The 15,841-nt window shown below is 69.5% G+C and carries 19 protein-coding genes (1 of these 19 cut by a window edge); 15 read left to right on the top strand and 4 right to left on the bottom strand.

Annotation, left to right across the window (positions count from 1 at the left end; translation table 11 throughout):
• The 5 genes from ABOD76_RS06960 to ABOD76_RS06940 all read left to right on the top strand — a co-directional run.
• On the top strand, nt 1–2,337 hold the 3' portion of the coding sequence (locus tag ABOD76_RS06960; protein WP_350244080.1) for an S-layer homology domain-containing protein. Its footprint begins 930 nt before the window's first position; only the last 2,337 of its 3,267 coding nucleotides appear in the window; its start codon lies beyond the left edge, outside the window; its stop codon occupies nt 2,335–2,337.
• A 117-nt stretch (nt 2,338–2,454) separates the two neighbouring features.
• Nucleotides 2,455–3,393, top strand: coding sequence for a manganese-dependent inorganic pyrophosphatase (locus ABOD76_RS06955; protein WP_350244079.1), 939 nt, complete (start codon nt 2,455–2,457; stop codon nt 3,391–3,393).
• A gap of 6 nt (nt 3,394–3,399) precedes the next feature.
• Nucleotides 3,400–4,641, top strand: coding sequence for a bifunctional folylpolyglutamate synthase/dihydrofolate synthase (locus tag ABOD76_RS06950; RefSeq protein WP_350244078.1), 1,242 nt, complete (start codon nt 3,400–3,402; stop codon nt 4,639–4,641).
• Between the two features lie 53 nt (nt 4,642–4,694).
• Complete coding sequence (locus tag ABOD76_RS06945; protein ID WP_350244077.1) at nt 4,695–4,949, top strand: hypothetical protein; 255 nt, start codon at nt 4,695–4,697, stop codon at nt 4,947–4,949.
• A gap of 28 nt (nt 4,950–4,977) precedes the next feature.
• Nucleotides 4,978–6,180, top strand: coding sequence for a carboxypeptidase M32 (locus ABOD76_RS06940; protein ID WP_350244076.1), 1,203 nt, complete (start codon nt 4,978–4,980; stop codon nt 6,178–6,180).
• A gap of 62 nt (nt 6,181–6,242) precedes the next feature.
• On the opposite strand, the gene ABOD76_RS06935 is transcribed toward ABOD76_RS06940, so the two are convergent.
• Nucleotides 6,243–6,494, bottom strand: coding sequence for a hypothetical protein (locus ABOD76_RS06935; RefSeq protein WP_350244075.1), 252 nt, complete (start codon nt 6,492–6,494; stop codon nt 6,243–6,245).
• A gap of 219 nt (nt 6,495–6,713) precedes the next feature.
• On the opposite strand from ABOD76_RS06935, the gene ABOD76_RS06930 reads away from it, so the two are divergent.
• The gene (locus ABOD76_RS06930) at nt 6,714–7,103 is read left to right on the top strand and encodes a helix-turn-helix domain-containing protein (RefSeq protein WP_350244074.1); all 390 of its coding nucleotides are present in this window, start codon (nt 6,714–6,716) and stop codon (nt 7,101–7,103) included.
• Between the two features lie 91 nt (nt 7,104–7,194).
• Here ABOD76_RS06930 and rocF read toward each other — a convergent pair whose 3' ends face one another.
• Nucleotides 7,195–8,079 carry an arginase gene (gene rocF / locus ABOD76_RS06925; RefSeq protein WP_350244073.1) on the bottom strand — a complete coding sequence of 295 codons (885 nt, stop codon included), beginning with the start codon at nt 8,077–8,079 and terminating at the stop codon, nt 7,195–7,197.
• Between the two features lie 137 nt (nt 8,080–8,216).
• On the opposite strand from rocF, the gene ABOD76_RS06920 reads away from it, so the two are divergent.
• Genes ABOD76_RS06920 through ABOD76_RS06895 form a run of 6 tightly spaced genes read left to right on the top strand, consistent with a single transcriptional unit; the run spans nt 8,217 to nt 10,982 of the window.
• Nucleotides 8,217–8,891, top strand: coding sequence for a hypothetical protein (locus ABOD76_RS06920; RefSeq protein ID WP_350244072.1), 675 nt, complete (start codon nt 8,217–8,219; stop codon nt 8,889–8,891).
• Nucleotides 8,892–8,936: 45 nt separating this feature from the next.
• Nucleotides 8,937–9,572: an HAD family hydrolase gene (locus ABOD76_RS06915; protein WP_350244070.1), complete on the top strand. Its 636-nt coding sequence runs from the start codon at nt 8,937–8,939 to the stop codon at nt 9,570–9,572.
• 41 nt (nt 9,573–9,613) lie between these two features.
• Nucleotides 9,614–9,958, top strand: coding sequence for a DUF3208 domain-containing protein (locus tag ABOD76_RS06910; RefSeq protein ID WP_350244069.1), 345 nt, complete (start codon nt 9,614–9,616; stop codon nt 9,956–9,958).
• Nucleotides 9,959–10,156, top strand: a complete 198-nt coding sequence (locus ABOD76_RS06905; RefSeq protein ID WP_350244068.1) for a hypothetical protein — start codon at nt 9,959–9,961, stop codon at nt 10,154–10,156.
• Entirely contained in the window at nt 10,153–10,758 is a 606-nt protein-coding gene (locus ABOD76_RS06900) for a DJ-1/PfpI family protein (RefSeq protein ID WP_350244067.1), read from the top strand. The genes ABOD76_RS06905 and ABOD76_RS06900 overlap by 4 nt, the downstream gene beginning before the upstream one ends.
• The gene (locus ABOD76_RS06895; RefSeq protein WP_350244066.1) at nt 10,740–10,982 is read left to right on the top strand and encodes a hypothetical protein; all 243 of its coding nucleotides are present in this window, start codon (nt 10,740–10,742) and stop codon (nt 10,980–10,982) included. Before ABOD76_RS06900 ends, ABOD76_RS06895 begins: the two co-directional genes overlap by 19 nt.
• A gap of 7 nt (nt 10,983–10,989) precedes the next feature.
• Here the strand turns inward: ABOD76_RS06895 and holA are convergent, their stop codons facing one another.
• Both holA and ABOD76_RS06885 read right to left on the bottom strand, forming a co-directional pair.
• Complete coding sequence (gene holA / locus ABOD76_RS06890) at nt 10,990–11,898, bottom strand: DNA polymerase III subunit delta (RefSeq protein ID WP_350244065.1); 909 nt, start codon at nt 11,896–11,898, stop codon at nt 10,990–10,992.
• Nucleotides 11,899–11,911: 13 nt separating this feature from the next.
• Nucleotides 11,912–12,691 (bottom strand): serine/threonine-protein kinase, encoded by a 780-nt coding sequence (locus tag ABOD76_RS06885; RefSeq protein ID WP_350244064.1) that lies wholly within the window; start codon nt 12,689–12,691, stop codon nt 11,912–11,914.
• Between the two features lie 127 nt (nt 12,692–12,818).
• On the opposite strand from ABOD76_RS06885, the gene ABOD76_RS06880 reads away from it, so the two are divergent.
• The 3 genes from ABOD76_RS06880 to ABOD76_RS06870 are packed head-to-tail and all read left to right on the top strand — an operon-like array spanning nt 12,819 to nt 15,831.
• Nucleotides 12,819–13,400, top strand: a complete 582-nt coding sequence (locus tag ABOD76_RS06880) for a MarR family winged helix-turn-helix transcriptional regulator (protein WP_350244063.1) — start codon at nt 12,819–12,821, stop codon at nt 13,398–13,400.
• Nucleotides 13,397–14,800 (top strand): TolC family protein, encoded by a 1,404-nt coding sequence (locus ABOD76_RS06875; RefSeq protein WP_350244062.1) that lies wholly within the window; start codon nt 13,397–13,399, stop codon nt 14,798–14,800. Before ABOD76_RS06880 ends, ABOD76_RS06875 begins: the two co-directional genes overlap by 4 nt.
• Nucleotides 14,797–15,831, top strand: coding sequence for a TolC family protein (locus ABOD76_RS06870; RefSeq protein ID WP_350244061.1), 1,035 nt, complete (start codon nt 14,797–14,799; stop codon nt 15,829–15,831). The genes ABOD76_RS06875 and ABOD76_RS06870 overlap by 4 nt, the downstream gene beginning before the upstream one ends.
• Nucleotides 15,832–15,841: the final 10 nt, after the last annotated feature.

Below are 15,841 nucleotides of genomic sequence, written 5' to 3'. Positions count from 1 at the left end.
AACAACAACTTCACTGCGACCATCCGGGACAACACCACGGGCGTTGTAACGACTGTGACCGGAACTGGTGACCCGGCCGACTACGTTGCTCCCACCGGCTCCACGCTGGTGTCGGTGACTCCGAACCTTGGCGCGTACGGCTTTGCGACCGGCCCCGGCGCGGCCCACGTTGAGGGCCAGACGGCACTGAACTTCACCATCGACTTTACCAACAGCGGCAGCCTCGGCTCCGGCACGAGCGGCAAGACCGGCTGGCTGGTGCCTTCGGCTGGCGGCCTGAACGTCAACAAGCTGGACGTGACCTTCGGCGTGCGCGCTGGCTACCCGAGCGACGCCACCACGACGGCAGCGGCTGGGACCAACCCCGCCGGTTCTCCGGCGAGCGCGGTGTACCCCGACCTGTACAGCGCTGGCGATGGCAACACCTACCGCCCTCTGTTCTTCTACTTCAAGAACGCTACCGCCAACTTCACCGTTGGTAACACGCCGGTCATCGTGGACTTTGGTCGTGGCCAGAAGTTCAAGTTCGGCGACTATCTGTTCGACAACGACAAGACCGGTCGTGGCGATGGCTTCATTGTGACGGTGGACGGCAGCACGCTGCCGGTCTTCGGCGCCTTCAAGCCGATCATCAAGGCCGTCTATGGCAGCAAGTCTGGCGCCAACAGCGACAACCTGTACTACCGTGGTGTACGCGCCCAGATCACCCCGATCGGTACCCTGACCTTCGGTATCCACGCGGCGCAGGAAGGTGGCGACGCTTTCGCGACTGGCGTCAGCGCTCGCGACGTGACGGCTTTCGGCGCGGACCTGCACGGCGCGATTGCTGGCTTCCAGGTGGACAGCGAGTACGCCCTGAGCCGCATCAAGCCCTACGCCGGCGACCTTGACATCGCCAGCGAGTACTACATCAAGACCAGCGGCTCGGTGGGTCCGGTCAAGATCTACGACCTGAACTACCGGACTGTGACCAGCAACTACGGTGCGCTGGCCGGCATTATGGAAGCCAACCCGACCGACACCGACAACGGCAGCACCGCGCCTTACAAGGCCGGCCGCAGCGGGTTTGGTGCCAAGATTGCAACTGTGCTGGGGCCGGTTGCGGTGGGCGCCTACGTCAACAACAGCGTTGGCACCACCTCCAAGCCGTTTGGCAACCCCTTCGCCACCGCGACCGACCCCACGGCCATCGTGGAGCGTGGCGCCTCGGCCCGCGTGAGCCTCTTCAACCTGGTGACCGTGCGCGGCGGCTTTGAGGAGCTGCTGACCGGTACGGCTGCCCCGGTGGTGGCCGGTACGGCGGGCGATCAAGGCTCGCGTTACAGCGTGCGCGCCGACGTGAGTGCCCCCTTCGCGCTTTCGCTCGGAGCTTACTACCGTCACGTCAGCCTGACCGGGACCCGCGGTGGTGCTGCCACCCAGAGCGACAATGGGCTGTTCCAGACCGGCGTGTACAACAGCTACTTCGCCATCACGGGGAACGACTTCACCAACCAGAGTGGCTGTGGCGACCAGCACCCCGGCATCAACGGCAGCGATGTGGATGCTGTGGGCGGCGCCCTGACCTTCAGCCAGGCCAGCTTCAGCGACAAGAACTGCTACACCGAGTATGGCGTTGAGCTTTCGCACAGCGGTAAGGACGCCAACGCCCTGGTCAAGAACCTCGACCTGCGCTTTGGCTACGCCGGCCGCTACCGTAACGTCACCAGCACCTACAGCAACAGCTACATCTACGGCGACGCGCTGTACGGCACCAAGCTGGGCATCGCCAACGTCAACGTCAAGGGCGCCTTCGGCATCGACCGCTATGCTGCGGCCGACGTGGCGGCTGGCACCCCCAACAGCACCGCCTTCGCGGTGGGCGCCAAGGTCACGACCGACACTCTGCCGGTTCTGTTTGCGCCCAGCCTGGAAGGTCAGGTCGGCTACTATAGCCGTGCGTACGACTACGGTGCGGCGACGGCCAACTACACGGCCAGCGGCCTGAAGTACGTGGCGGGCGTGAAGTTGAACTCCTTCCTGCTGCCCAACACCAAGTTCGCGGTCTACTATGCCGGTCTGCGCACGGTCAACCGTGCGTACACCCCGTACGTACCTGCGGCGGATGCAGCGGGAACGGCCGGCTTCTACGCCGATGACCCCAACGGCGTCACCACCAACCAGAACGGTCTGTACGGTGAGGTCAACTACTACGACCTGGCCTTCGCCTACGGCCGTTACACCCTCAGCCAGACCAACGCGGCGGGCGACCAGATCGCCGTCAACCCGGCCGGTGTCGCCGGTGGCGCTGCCGCGGTGGGCCAGACCTTCAAGATCAGCTACAAGGTCAGCTTCTAAGCCTTACTGGCTCAGCTGCTTACCCCCGCCGCTCTGCGGCTGCATGGCCCCCGCTTCGGCGGGGGTTTTGCTTTGGGGAGCCGCCTGTCTGCAAGATTGGCAGGTAGAATTGCTGGCATGACCGCTGTATTTGGACACCTGAACCCCGACACCGACGCCATCACTTCCGCCCTGGTCTATGCCCGGCTGCTCAGCCGCCAGGGTGTGACGGCCACGGCCTACCGGCTGGGCGAGCCCAACAATGAGACGCGTTTTGTTCTGGTTCAGGCAGGGCAGGAGGTGCCGCCGCTGCTGACCGATCTGCCGGCAGGCAGCGAGGTGGCCCTGGTGGACCACAATGAGAGCGCCCAGAGCCTGCCGGGTCTGGCGGAGCTGAGCGTTACGCACGTGGTGGATCACCACAAGTTGGGCGACCTGACCACCAGCCAGCCGGCGACGCTGCGCTTCGAGCCGCTCGGCTGCACCGCGACGCTGCTGCTGAAGCTGCACCGGGAGGCTGGACTGACGGTGGAGCCGCTGGATGCGCGGCTGATGTTGAGCGCCATCCTGAGCGACACACTGGAATTCCGCAGCCCGACCACCACGGCCCAGGACCGCGAGGCGGTGGCGTTCCTGGCCCCCATTGCTGGCATTGATGACGTGACCGGCTACGCCATGCAGATGTTTGCGGCCAAGAGCGACCTGGGCGACACGCCGGCCGATCAGCTGCTTCAGATGGATTACAAGGTGTTTCCCTTCGGGGCTGATGGGCAGCGCTGGGGCCTGGGCGTGATCGAGACCACCAATCCCGGCTACGTCTTTGGGCGCCAGCCAGAGCTGCTGGAGGCCATGCGCCGTGAGAAGGAAGCGTCCGGGCTGACGGGGGTGCTGCTGAGCGTGGTGGACATCCTGAACGAGACGAACCGCACCCTGGTGCCCTCTGGGACGGAGGCGCAGGTGGTGCAGGCAGCCTTCGGGGCCCCGACGGCCGATGACGTGGCGGACCTGGGCGCGCGCATCAGCCGCAAGAAGCAGGTGGTGCCGACACTGGAAGCGCACTTCGCCGCCCAGGGCTGAGGCCGGATGTCCACTGACCTGGACTGGCTGTATGCCCGGCAACGGGTGGGCATTCACCCGGGCCTGACACGGGTGCGGGCCCTGCTGCAGCGGCTGGGTGATCCGCAGCAGGCCTTCCGGGCCGTGCTGGTAGGGGGCACCAACGGCAAAGGCAGCACCTCGGCTACGCTGGCCAGCATGCTCACTGCCGGAGGCCAGCGGACCGGTCTCTTTACCAGCCCACACCTGACCCACTTTCAGGAACGCTTCTTGGTAGATGGGCAAGAATTGCCGGAAGCCACGGTGCTGGCCGCGCTGGGCCGGGTGCGGCCGCTCGCCGAAGGGCTGGAGGCCAGCTTCTTCGAGATCGTGGTGGCGCTCGGCTGTGTGCTGTTTGCCGAAGCTGGGGTAGAGCTGGCTGTGATGGAGGTGGGCTTGGGTGGGCGGCTTGATGCCACCAACGCGCTGGAGCCGGTGCTGAGCGTCATCACTTCGGTGGGCCTGGACCACACCGATCTGCTGGGCCACACGCACGAGGCCATCGCCACCGAGAAGGCGGGCATCCTGCGGACCGGGCGTCCGGCGGTCACTGGGGTGGCCGCGGCGCTGTGGCCGCTGCTGGACCGCCGGGGCGCTGACCTCTGGGCGCTGGACAGGGAGGCGCAGCTGGAGGCCCGGCCGCTCGGCTGGAGCGGCTGGGAAGTGCGGCTCCGTTCGCCGGGTGGCCTCCTGTCGTTTCAGACGCCCCTGTTGGGCGAACATGGTGCCCGGAATGCGGCGCTGGCGGCGCTGGCGGCCCAGCGGCTGGGCCTGGATGAGGCCGCCATCGCCACCGGAGCGCGCACGGTCCGCTGGCCGGGCCGGATGGAACGGCTGAGCTGGCAGGGCCGCGAGGTGTTGCTCGACGGCGCGCACAATCCGGACGGAGCGGCGGCGTTGTCTGCGGCGCTGCAGGCGCTGGCGGTGCCGCCGCTCCCGTTCGTGTTCGGCAGCGCGGCCGACAAGGACGTGGCGGGCGTGGTGGAGCAGCTTCGGCCGGTGATGGCCTCGGTGATCCTGACGCGTGCCCAGCTCAGCCCACGCGCCGCCGATCCTGCCAGCCTGGCGCCGCTCTTTCAGGTGCCGGTGCAGCTGGCCGGCAGCCCGCAAGAGGCGCTGGGGCTGCTGCCACCCGGCCTGAGTGTGGCCTGTGGCAGCCTCTACCTGATCGGTGAGTTGCGTCCGCTGCTGCTGGGCGAGGCGGCCGGGACGCGGGAACGCTGGCAGTAGCGATTGATCCGCCATATGGCGGAGGCAGCGGCGGCCCGCGCTAGCCTGCGGCCATGAGCATGAACGAATTGCGGCAGCTGCTGGGGCAAGTTTCGGATCTGAATGCGGCGGAAGCGCTGATGTCGTGGGATCAGGAGACCCAAATGCCTCCGGCGGCAGCTCCGGTGCGTGGCCAGCAGCTGGCCACACTCGCCGGGTTGGGACACACGATGTTCACCGCGCCGCGTCTGGGCGAACTGCTGGACGCCGCGCAGCCGGGCAGCGACGCCGACCGGCGGCTGGTGACGGTGACGACGGCGCGACTATGAACGGGCCGGGCGCCTGCCCACCGAGTTCGTGGAGGCGCGGACCCTGGCCCAGAGCGAGGCGCACCACGCCTGGGTGGCCGCCCGCTCTGCCTCGGACTTTCAGCTGTTCGCACCGCATCTGGAGCGGATGATGGACTTCGCCCGGCGCACCGCGGACCTGATCGGGTATCAGGACCATCCCTACGACGCGCTGCTGGACGAGTACGAGCCGGGCATGCGGGCGGCGGAGGTGCGGAGCGTCTTCGCCGATCTGCGCGACCGCACGCTGCCGCTGCTGCGCCGCATCACGGCGGCCGGGGACGCGGCCGACTACACGGTGCTGCGCCGACCATTTTCAGCGGCAGCCCAGCGCGAGTTCAGCCTGAAGGTGGCGCGCGAGGCGTTTGGGCTGCTGCCGGACTTCGCACGGCTGGATGTATCGGCTCACCCGTTCCAGATCAACTTCAGCCGCAATGACCTGCGGATCACCACCCGCTTCGACGAGACCTACTTCCCGATGAGCCTGTTCGGGACTTGGCACGAGACCGGCCACGCCATGTACGAGCACGGGGTGGGGGCCGAGTGGGAGCGCACGCCGTTGGGCCGGGGCGCCAGCCTGGGTGTTCACGAGAGCCAGTCGCGGATGTTCGAGAACCTGCTGGCCCGGTCGCGGCCCTTCTGGCAGCGCTACTTTCCGGAGCTGGCGGCGGTGGCCCCGGAGGTGGCGCAGGGGCAGGACGCCGAATCGATGTACCGGGCCGTCAACCGGGTGCGCCCGGATCTGATCCGGGTGGAGGCCGACGAGGTCACCTACAACTTCCACATCATGCTGCGCTTCGAGCTGGAGCTGAGCCTGCTGGAAGGCACCCTGCAGGTGCGGGACCTGCCGGAGGCCTGGAATGCCCGGATGCAGGAGTTCCTGGGCATCACCCCGCCCGATGACGCGCATGGCGTGCTGCAGGACGTGCACTGGTCGGCCGGCCTGATCGGGTACTTCCCGACCTATACGCTCGGCAACCTGCTGAGTGTGCAGCTGCTGGACGCCGCCCGCCAGGACCCGGCCATCGAGGCAGAGGTGCAGCAGGCCGAGTATGGCCTGCTGCGCGAGTGGTTGGTAACCAACGTGCACCAGTACGGCCGCAGCCTGACGCCGGTGGAGCTGACTGTGCAGGCCACCGGCCGGCCGCTCAGCGCGGACAGTTACGTGCAGTATCTGGAGCAGAAGTACACCGACATCTACCGCCTGGATTGAACGGCAGCAGCAAGCAGAAGGGGGAAGGCGCTTTTGGCCTTCCCCCTTCTGCTTGCCGGTGTTCAGACGGCCCGGCGGTGCTCTGCCTGCGTGATCAGATAGGCGCGGGTGGCATTCAGCCAGGCCTGGGCCAGCGCGTGGTGGGGATGCTGACGGGCCTCCAGCGACCGGGCGCTGAGCGAAAGCTGGCGCTCCAGCTGACGCACGGCACCCAGTCCACCTCCGTTCTCGGTCTCGATCAGCGTGTTCAGCACCACGGTGGGGTGGGCCTGACCGACCTTGATGCTTTCCGCGATCACTTCCAGTACGCGCATACTTTCCCTCCGAAATCCTGCTTCTGGTTACGATGCTAACGTATCGCTTCGGCAAAATCAAGAAGCGGAGCGGCGTATTCTGTCTTGACCGGATTCCAGGCCGGTGCTACACTCCGATCACATGACCCGAATTCTGCAAATAGCCAAGTGCGGCGAGCTGCAGGAGACGGGTCAGGCGAGCGACGTGAAGGTCGCCGCAGCCAAGCCAAGGAGGTGGAGATGAAACTACATGAACGGTTGCGCGAGCTGCGCAGTGAACGCGGGCTGCGGCTGAAGGACGTCGCCGAGACGGCCGGGATCAGTGTGCCTTATCTTTCTGACCTGGAGCGTGGACGCACCAACCCAAGCCTGGACACCCTCCAGACGCTGGCCGGGGCGTACCGCATCTCGGTGCACGACCTGCTGGAAGGGGTCGAGTTCTACGGTCAGAACAGCGAGGGCTCGCTGCCCAAGGGGCTGGCCGATCTGGTGGCCGACCCGGTGCTGGGCGGCCACCTGACCCCCGACTGGGTCCGCACCCTGTCGCGCATTGAGCTGCGTGGCAAGCGTCCCCGCGACAAAGGTGACTGGTACGAGATCTACCTGCACCTGAAGCGCATTCTGGACTGACAGTCCAGCGCAGAAGCCCCCGGCCAGTGACCGGGGGCTTCTGCTGTTCAGGGACGCGTGTTCAGGCGCTGGGCACGGTTCAGCCCTGATCTCACATGATCTGCTGCCCCAGCAGGCTGGCGGCCATGCCCACCATCACCTCGGCGGTGGCGTTACGGGTATCGAGGGCCGGATTCACCTCCACCAGGTCCAGGCTGGTCACGCGCTGCGACTCGGACAGCAGCTCCATCAGCAGGTGGCCCTCACGGTAGCTCAGGCCGCCCGGCACCGGGGTGCCCACGCCGGGCGCCACGCTGGGGTCCAGGGCGTCGGCGTCAAAGGAGACGTGCAGCCGTTCGGTCCCGCTCAGGCGCTCCAGCGTCTCGGCGGCGATTCGCGAGATGCCCAGCTGATCCACGTCCTTCATGGTGTAGATCTTGATGCCCGCCTGCCGCACCAGTTCCCGCTCGGCCCGGTCCACGCTGCGGATGCCGATCATCACGATGTCCTCCGGGCGCAGCCGCCACGCTCCGCCGATGCTGCTCAGCTCCGGGTCGCCCAGGCCGGTCAGGTGCGCCACCGGCATGCCGTGGATGTTGCCGGATTCGCTGCTCTGCGGTGTGTTGTAGTCGGTGTGGGCGTCTACCCAGATCAGGCCGGTGCGCTGACCGCGCGCTGCCCCCGCCACCGTGCCCATGCTGACCGAGTGGTCCCCGCCGAGGCTGATGGGGAAGACCGTTTCCGGCAGCGCGGCCAGTTGCTGGTAGGTGGCGCGGCAGGCGCTCAGGATGCTGTCGCGGAACACCAGGCCCTGATGCTCGTGGCGGTCGGCCGTCTCCGGCGCCGCCACCGGCACGTCGCCCAGATCGTGCACGTGATGCCCCAGTGCCCGCAGCGCGCCGGCCAGCCGGGCGTTTCTCAGGGCACTCGGTCCCATGTCCACGCCGCGGCGACCGGCGCCCAGATCCATCGGAATACCCAGAATCGAGAGGTTCATGAACTCACACTAGCGGCCCGGACCAGCTATGCCTCAGCCGTGCAAAGAGATGCGGCTGGGGCAGGACACGGCAGCGTCCGCTGCATAAACATGCTGGCGCACGAGGTCCGGCCACCGCGCTGCTACAATGAGCGCCTGTGTCGCCCCGCCTGAACCTGGCCGCCCTGACCGCCGAGGAACTGCAACTGCTGCTGGGCGAGGGTGCGGCGCAGCGGCTGCTGCCGGAGGTGGGGCAGGCGCGCTTGGCCGGCCGCAGCGTTCCGGGCCGCGACATCCTGACCGAGCTGACCTTTGAGCCACAGCCAGAGCGTGGCTGGGGCGCCACCCCGGAGGCGTCGCGGCAGCTGGCCCGCCTGAGGGCCGGGCTGGAACAGCTGGGCGGGCAGGATCTGGGCGTGTATTACCTGCCGGGCCTGCCGGAGGTGCGGCATCAACGCGCCTATCTGCTGGTCCCGGACGTGGCGGTGGCGCTGCGCTGGAGCGAGACGCCCAGTTCGCCCAGCGGTCCGGAGCCGTTTGTGGTGGCTGCCACGCTGCTGCGCGACCGGGCCAGCGGCATGGCGGCGGTGGTGAGCAGCACGGCCAGCGTGCCCTTCGCCCTGACCCAGAGCGAGGAGATTGATGCCCGGCTGGTGCTGGGCGCCACCCCGGAGGCGCTGCTGGAGGCGCATCGCACCCAGGTGCAGCGCAACGGCCGCGGCGTGCGGCTGACCCAGGCCAGCGACTGGCAGCGGGTCTTCCAGACGGTGCGGCAGCTGAACGTGCAGGCCTGGACCCGGCGTGGCCTGCTGCTGGAAGATCAGGCGGGCTAGAGGGCGCACGGACGGCCACTGACGTCAGGCGGCACAATGGCGGGCATGAGTGATGTGGCATCGCGGCGGCACGTGGCCTTCGACTGGGGCGGCGTGTTCACCATCGGAACCTTTGACGGGCGCAGCACCGGGCGACTGGCCGCCCGGCTGGGCCTGGACGTACAGCGGGTGCGCGACAGTTATTTCCGGCATGTCCGGCAGCTGGAGGTGGGTGCCTGGACCCTGCCGCAGTTCTGGACAGTCATGGCCAGGGAGATCGGGGCCGACCCAGCCTTCGGGTATGCGGACTTCGAGCAGCTGTACCTGGGCAGCATTCAGGACAACCCCCCGATGTACGACCTGCTGGCGCGGCTGCCCGGGGACGTCCGGGCGGGGCTGCTGAGCAACAACTACCCGGTGGTAAGCGAGCACCTGCAATCTCGGCCCGCCTTTGCCCGCTTTCACCGGCCGGTCTTCAGCAACCTGATCGGCGTCAAGAAGCCGGACCCCCGCTCGTTCGCGGCGCTGGAGCAGGCGATGGGGGTGCCGGCCGGTCAGGTGGCCTTCGTGGACGATGTGCAGGAGAACATCGACGCGGCCGAGCAGGCGGGCTTTCACGGCCTGCTGTATCACCACGAGCAGCACGGTGACTTCGAGCGGCGCCTGGGGGCGTGGCTGAACGGTACGGGGCCGGTGTCCTGAGTGTGCGCGTGCTGTCGCCGGTTTTTCGCTAGAGTGAGGCCGTGACTGACGCTCAAGGCCGCGCTGCCGTGCGCCTCCTGCAGGGCTACCTGTGGCATCCGGCGCAGGATGAACTGGACCTGGAGTCCTATCTGCCGCGCGAACTGGACGAGGCCTACGTGCTGTGGGACAGTGTGGTCGCTCCCTTCGCCTTCTTCGAGAACGGGGAGCCGACCGCCGGGCAGACCTTCTATCAGTTCACGGTCCTGCGCGTGTACGAGGAACGCCCTGGCCCGGAAGCGCTGCATCAGGACGCCCAGGTGGTGAGTGAGGTGCTGGGGCCGCTGCTGGAGGCCACCCCGCCGGGGGTCGGCTGGCAGCTGTGGGAAGACCTACGGGAGCTCTAGGTGCAGTGGATCGACCTCTACACCGCCACCGATCCGCACCCCCGGCGCTTCGACCGGCTGGAGGCGGTGCGGTCTTACCTGAAGACGGTGGAGCGGTTGTCGGAGGAGGCCATCGCCCGGCTGCTGGAGACCGGCTCGGTGGCGCCGCCGCTGGCCCGCCGCAGCTACCGTCTGGAGCGGCCGTTCCTGTGGTCATGAGCGGGCCGCCGGACCCGGACCCGCAGGCGCTGCCGGGGCCGCTGGTGGCGGTGCTGATGTACCCCGGGGTCAGCGAGCTGGAGCTGGGGCTGATGCTGGGCGTGCTGCTGCTGGCGGGCGGCGAGGGGGCGGCCCGCACGGTGGCCCGCTCGCGCAACAGCGTGGTGTGTGCCGGCGGGCTGGTCAGCACGCCGCAGGTGATGTTCGCGGCGCTGCCGGAGGTGGCCGGCGTGCTGGTGCCGGGCGGCCACGGTGCCCAGAAGGCGGGCCGTGACCCGCTGCTGCGCGACTTCCTGCAGGCGGCGCGCGGACAGGGCCTCCCGCTGGGCGCCAGCGGCAGTGGCATGCTGCTGGCCGGCGAGGCGGGCCTGCTGGCCGACCGGGCGGTGGGCGTCACCCCGGCGCTGGCCGACACCGTCTGGGGCTACCTGCCGGGCGACGTGCGGCCCGGCGAGCCGGTGGAGGACGGCCCCCTGCTGAGTGCGCCGGGTGGACTGGGCGCGGTGCAGGTGACGCTGGGGCTGTCGGCCCGGCTGTGGGGCGATGAGGCGGCGCGGCGTGCGGCAGATAGCGTAGGGGCGGCGTGGACACCGAGTACCTGAGCGTGCTGCCCAGCCCCTCGCCCGCCCAGCTGGAGGCGCTGCTGCAGGCCGAGGCGGTGCAGCACTCCGGCGCGCGGGTCACGGTGCAGCAGGGCCAGGACGCCACCCTGCAGCAGCGCACCCGGCTGACCGTGCAGCATGCAGAGGAGAAGCGGGTGGCCGCCACCCGCGACGCGCTGCTGGCGGAGGGCCGGCGGCTGGGCCTGCGGATCTTTCTGATCTAGCGGGAGCCTAGACGCTCAGCTGCACGATCAGGCGCTCCATGACCGCGCCGGCGTCCTGACCGCTCTTCATCGCCTGATCGGCGTCCAGGATGCGCCCCAGCTGGGCGCGGATGCGCGGCTCATTCAGGCGGCGGGCCACCTCCAGCGCCTTCTTGGCCGGGTACGGTTTGACGTTCAGCCGCTGGGCCGCCACCGCCTCGCTGACCGGCCCGCCCGACTCCTGCTGCAGCGCCACGCAGCGCGCCACCAGGCTGTACTGCCACACCACCGCGCCCATCAGCCGGAACGGGTCCTCGCCGCTGGCCAGCAGCCGGCGCAGCTGCAGCAGCGCCTCGCCGGGCCGGCCGGAGGTGGCGGCACCCAGCATCGCGAAGCTGTCGCCCGGCGGCTCGCGCCCCACCACCCGCTGCACCGCCTCGCGGTTGAGGGGGCCGTCCAGCAGCGACAGTTTGTTCAGCTCGGCCGCCATGCCCGCCAGGTCGGTGCCGAACACCTCCGCGAGGTACTGCGCGGCGTCCCGGTCCAGCTTCAGGCCCAGCTGCCGCGCCCGCGCCGTGACCCATCCCTGCACCTCGCCCGGCTTGCTGGGAGCGGGGCTCGGAAAGTGTTCGCCCACGCCCGGCTTTTCGTAGAGCTTCAGGCGACTGGCGGCGGGCGTGGCGTCCAGCACCGCCACGGTGGCCCCCGACCTTGCCAGCAGGTCCATCACCCCGGCCGGCACCTTGACGCCCTCCAGGTCCAGCAGCAGCGCCGCCTCGCCGAACAGCGAGGGGGCCAGCAGCGGAGCCAGCGTCTCCAGCCGCACGTCGTCGCCTCCGATGCGCGGCAGGTCACGCAGCGGCAGGCCGCGCGCCTGCATCACCTCGCGCGCCTTCTCCTCGGCCAGAAAGTGGTTGCCGCTGAAGCCCAGAATCATACGGGTCGTCCCATCACATCGAGCGGGCCAGCCGGTCCAGCGCCACGCGCAGGTCCAGGGCCGACTGCGGCCGCTGGGCCGGGTCGCGGCTCAGACAGCGCTCCAGCAGCGGATGCAGCGCGGCCGGACCCGGCAGGGGGCCGCGTTCCGGGCGCAGGCCCACCAGCCAGCCGAGCGCGTCCGGGTGCGGAATCTGGCCGCTCAGCGCGTCCCACAGCAGCACGCCCGCCGCGTACAGGTCGCTGCGCGGATCGCCGCGCCGGCCCTGAAACTGCTCCGGCGGCATGAACTGCGGCGTGCCCATGCGGGCCACCGAGTTCGAGTCTTCCGGGTCCAACGGATCGTGGGCCATGCCGAAGTCGATCAGCCGCACGCTGCGGGCATTCAGCTGGCCGCCCACCAGCATCACGTTCTCCGGCTTCAGGTCGTGGTGCACCACGCCCTGCTGGTGGATGTACTGCAGGGCGTCCAGCAGCCCGGCCATCAGCTGCAGCGCGGCGCAGACGTTCAGCGGGCCGCGCTCGATGCGCTCGCGCAGCGTCTCGCCCGCGATCATGGGAAACACCAGCTCCCGCTCCCCCTGGTCCAGCAGCGGCACAATTAGCGGATGCCGCAGCCGGCTCAGTACCCGGCCCTCGCGGCGGAAGCGCTGCCGCTGCTCCGGCTGATCGCTCACCAGCCGTTTGACGAACACCAGGCGGCCGTTCCACTGCGCCGGCCCACGGTCCACGCCCTCCCGGACGCCCCGGCTGTCGAGCCGCTGAACCGGATGAGCGAGCGAGGAGAAGTTCACAACCGGCATTGTAGCGTGAGAAATCTGACGTATTTAATACACAGCTCAGGCAACCTGAAGATCGCCCGCCGCCCCACTGTAGCCGCCGACGCTTGACAGGTCTTTCAGCTTCTGAATAATTCATGTTGTGAAAGGTTCGGAACTGGAAACAAATTCCCTGGCGGACGGCTCACCTCCGGCAGGCCGTGCGGAGGTGATCGGCAGCGTGCTGGAAATTCACCGCGAGATGATGTGGCTGGCGCAGTACGCGATTCGCGACATGCTGCAGCACCTGGAACTGCAGATGCCGCAGCTGATGGTGCTGACCATGCTGGGCGGCCTGCACCCGGAGCTCGGCACCCCCTCCCCGGATGGCCTGAGCATGCGCGACTTTACCCGCGCGCTCAGCCTGCCGCCCGCCACCGCCACCTCCCTGATCGACCGGATGACGGCCCGCGGCTTGGTGGAACGCACGTCCAGTCCGCAGGACCGCCGGGTGGTGGTGGTGCGCCTGACGCCGCAGGGCCAGGACGTGCTGCAGCAGGTGAATCGCGCGTGGCAGCGCACCCAGGAGGATGTGTTCGGAACCCTGGACGATCAGGACCTGCAACAGTATCTGGCCATCGTGCAGCGGCTGCGGGACGGCTACCATCAGCGCTATCCGCAGCTGGGCCGGGAGCTGGCGGCGGCACCGTGCGGCGCCCAGGCGCGCGGCGAGGAGCAGCCATGAGCCGCCGCACCCTGATGCTGGCATTGCTGCTGGGCGCAGGGAGTGCCCAGGGACAGGCCGCCTCCGGCGTCACGCTGCAGCAGCTGATCGCGGCCCTGCCGCAGGCGCCCGGCTGGCGCAGCGCCGAGCTGCAGTTCCGCTCGGCGCAGCTGGCGCTGGACGCCGCCCGGGCGCGCGCGGGTCTGGGTGTGTCGGTGGGCGGCGACCTGAACCGCCTCAAGGCCCCGGCCAGCGACGGCGCGTGGCTGACCTCCGGCAGCGTGAACCTGCAGGCCAGCGCGAACCTGCTGCCCTGGAGCAGCGCCGCCGACGCGGTGCGGCAGGCCGGGCGGGCCGTGGAGCGCGCCGGTCTGAACCGCCTGAGCAGCCAGCAGACGCTGACGCTGAACGTGGTGCAGCAGTACCTGGCCGCGCGGGCCGCCCGGCAGGCGGCGACGCTGGCGGAGGCCCAGCAGCGGCTGGCGGCCGAGCAGCTGCAGGTCACGCAGCAGCAGCGGGCCGCCGGACTCACCACCCAGGAGGCGCTGCTGGACGCCCGCTCGGCGCTTGAACAGCGGCAGGCGGCCTTGCAGCAGGCGCAGGGCAGCCTGGATCTGGCGCTGCGCCTGCTGTACGGCACCCTGGGCCTGCCGCTGCCGCCCCAGCCGCCGCAGCTGAGCAGCGGCCCGGTCCCGCCAGGGGCGCCGGCCGCGCTGGACTCACTGCTCGCCGGGGCGCTGCGCCAGCGCCCGGACGTGCAGGTGGCGCTGAGCAGCGTGCAGGACGCCCGTGCGGCGCTGGACAGCGCCCGCCGGGACCGCGCCGTGCCGAACGTGAGTGCCAGCGTGCAGTACGGCCAGCTGGGCTCGGCCACCAGCAGCGCCACCGGCACCGTGTACGGCGGCAGCCTGAACGTCAAGACCGGTGTGCTGAGCGGCAACGTGACGGTACCGTTCCAGAGCGTCGACCAGCCAAATTCACTGGTGCTGGGCCTGTCCGGCAATTTCGCTGTGCTGGACCGGGCCGCGGATACCGCCATTCAGAGCGCCCAGAGCAGTCTGGACAGTGCCGAACTCTCGCTGCAGACGGCCCGCCAGAGTGCTGAGCTGGACGTCCGGCAGCAGCTGCTAGCGCTGCAGAACGCGCTGGCCGCCCTGCCCGCCCTGCAGACCGGCCTGCTGCGGGCCCAGACGGCGCTGGCGAGCGGACAGGCCCGGCTGCAGGCGGGGCTGGACACCCCGCTGCAGCTGAAGAGCCTGCAGCTCAACGTGCAGCAGGCCCGAAACGCCCTGGAGCAGGCCACCGGCGACGCCTACCTGGCCAGCCTGCGGCTGTCGGTGGCGGTGGGGGAGTTCTCGCCCGCCCTGATCACGCTGCCGGACGCTCCCCTTTCCGAACCGATCCCTGGAGACCAGCCATGAACCGTTCCCTGACCCTGTTTGCCCTGCTGGGCCTCGGCGTGGCCGCCGCCCAGTCCACCTCCACGCCCCTCACGCTGGCCGCCGCCGTGACGCGCGCGCTGGAGGCTGGCCCCGACGTGAGCACCGCCCGCGCCAACCTGCAGAAGGCCCAGGCCACGCAGACCGCCACCCAGGCGGACCCCACCAGCCTCGTTACCGAGCGGCTGAGTGCGACCCAGGGGCTGCAGAGCGCCCAGCTGAACGTGCAGAGCGCGCGGCTCAACGTGATGAGCTCGGTGGTGAGCAGCTACGCCTCCGCCTCCGAGCTGGCGCTGCAGGTGGAGCTGAACACCGCGCAGGTGGCGCTCAACACCCGCAGCCTGCAGATTGCCCAGGCCCGGCAGCGCGCCGGCACCGCCACCACCCTGGACGTGACCAAGGCCCAGAACACCCTCAACCAGAGCCAGCAGGACCTTGCCAACGCCCGCGCCCAGCAGCAGGTGGCGCAGGCGCAGTTGGCCCGCGTGCTGGCCCTGAGCGGCCCGCTGCGCCTGACGGTGCTGCCGGCCCCGCCCGCCCTGAACACCTCGCTGGCCACGCTGCAGCAGGGGCTGGACACCCGGCTCGGCTCGCTGCTGCAGGCGAGTCAGGCGGTGCAGTCGGCGCAGCTGCAGGTGCAGGTTTCGGACAACGATTACACCCCGGCCCGCACCCTGCAGGACGCCCGCACGCTGCTGGCCAACGCCCAGCGCACCCTGTCGGACGCCCAGAAGGGGGCCCAGACCTCCCTGCAGGACGCCTGGCGCACGGCCAGCGATGCCCAGAAGCGGCTGACCCTGGCGCGGGCCAGCCTGGGCACCGCCCAGACCAGCCTGGCGCAGACCCAGAGTCGCCTGAAGGCCGGCACGGCGGCGGCGGTGGACGTGCAGCAGGCGCAGGTGAGCGTGCAGCAGGCGCAGCTGCAGCTGCAGCAGGCCCAGGACAACGTCTGGAAGGGGCTGGCCAGCCTGTCGGTGGCCGCCGGTCAGGACCTGACCGGGCTGATCCGATGAGCCGGCCGCT

Source organism: Deinococcus sonorensis KR-87 (assembly GCF_040256395.1).
GTDB lineage: Bacteria > Deinococcota > Deinococci > Deinococcales > Deinococcaceae > Deinococcus > Deinococcus sonorensis.
The sequence above is the reverse complement of the archived record's forward strand: the minus strand, read 5'-3'. Positions and strand labels throughout refer to the sequence as shown.